At 44.9% G+C, this 1356-nt stretch carries 2 protein-coding genes; both read left to right on the top strand.

What is annotated here, in order from left to right; translation table 11 throughout:
* Positions 1-28 precede the first annotated feature (28 nt).
* A complete protein-coding gene (locus HMPREF3179_RS01860) occupies positions 29-487 on the top strand; it encodes a 4-fold beta flower protein (protein ID WP_070469455.1) in 459 nt (152 codons plus the stop codon).
* Between the two features lie 102 nt (positions 488-589).
* The gene (locus HMPREF3179_RS12360) at positions 590-1240 is read left to right on the top strand and encodes a homing endonuclease associated repeat-containing protein (RefSeq protein WP_070469454.1); all 651 of its coding nucleotides are present in this window, start codon (positions 590-592) and stop codon (positions 1238-1240) included.
* Positions 1241-1356 lie beyond the last annotated feature (116 nt).

Genomic DNA, 1356 nt, shown 5'->3' with positions numbered 1-1356 from the left:
TTGGCTTATGTGGAAGGCGAGCTAATACATGTTAGGCGCAATGAAAGGGGGATCCATGTCTGTCAGAAATATAGCTGCGTTGTTCTTTGTTTTTCTTCTATTAGCTCCTGTTGCCAGTCAAGCTCGCGAGATATCGCTGTATGACGACACCGGGGAGGCTGTTGCCTACATAGACACGAACGACGAGATGAACATTTATCTCTGGGGTGGAGAGCCAGTAGCCTATCTAGATGGCCAGTCAATCTACGGCTTCAATGGCAAGCACCTTGGCTGGTTAAAAGAAGGAATCATTTGGGATCATGACGGCTATGCGGTTGGCTTTATAGAAGGTGCACTCAACAAACTGACAAAGCTTGAGCGCCTCAAGGGCCTTCAAAAGCTGACGCCCCTAAAGGCACTTCAGCAACTTGAGCCATTGGAGCCTTTACAGAAGAGCCAATGGTCAAGACTTCCGCTGGAGCTATTCTTGACAATGGGTAAGAAGTAGGTTCATTCCTGGGTGCTACGCAGGATTGCGCCTAACAATTCATTCAAGCCGACGCCGCTTCGCGGCGCGGCTTAATTCAGGCGTTAGCCGTCAAGGGAAGTCATGAAGTTTCAACTAGAATCTCACAATCGAAATGTACCGGATCAGGATCTGATTGATGACCTGAAAAGAGTTGCTGGCGAGTTGGGAAAAGATAAAGTTACGATCGATGAATATAATGATCGTGGTAAGTATCACAACTCAACCCTAAATCGTCGGTTTGGCTCTTGGTTCAAGGCTTTAGAGAAAGCTGGTCTGAAAAAGACAAGAACTCTTAACATTACTAATGAAGAGCTATTTGAAAATCTAGTCGAAGTTTGGACGAGCCTTGGGCGCCAGCCCAAATATAATGACTTAACGAAAGACGTATCAAAGTACTCTTCAGGTACTTATGAAAAAAGGTTCGGTGGTTGGCGAAAATCACTGGAAGCATTTGTTGCATGGGTGAATGAAGGTGAACTACCTGAGCAAGACATTGAGCTTCAAAAATCGAATCAAAAAAGAACTCCTCGCAACATCAATTGGCGGCTCAGGGCAATGGTTCTTATGAAAGATGGCGCAAAATGTAAACTCTGCGGTACTACTCCACAAGACGGAGCTAAATTGCATGTAGACCACATTGTTCCTTGGGCAAATGGTGGTGAAACAGTATTTGAAAACCTGCAAATACTCTGTGAACGGTGCAATATAGGTAAGAGTAATGTCGAAGTCTAAAACGGCTAACAAACCACTGCACTCGGAAATTTTACTCGCTGCGCTCGCAAAATTCCGGTGAGTGGGGCGTTATGTCTAAAATGAGAATTCAATGTATGCGAAAGAAATAGCACTTG

The organism is Oligella sp. HMSC09E12 (genome assembly GCF_001808505.1).
In the GTDB taxonomy this organism is placed as follows: Bacteria; Pseudomonadota; Gammaproteobacteria; order Burkholderiales; family Burkholderiaceae_B; genus Oligella; species Oligella urethralis.
This window is presented reverse-complemented; position numbering and strand designations above follow the sequence as displayed.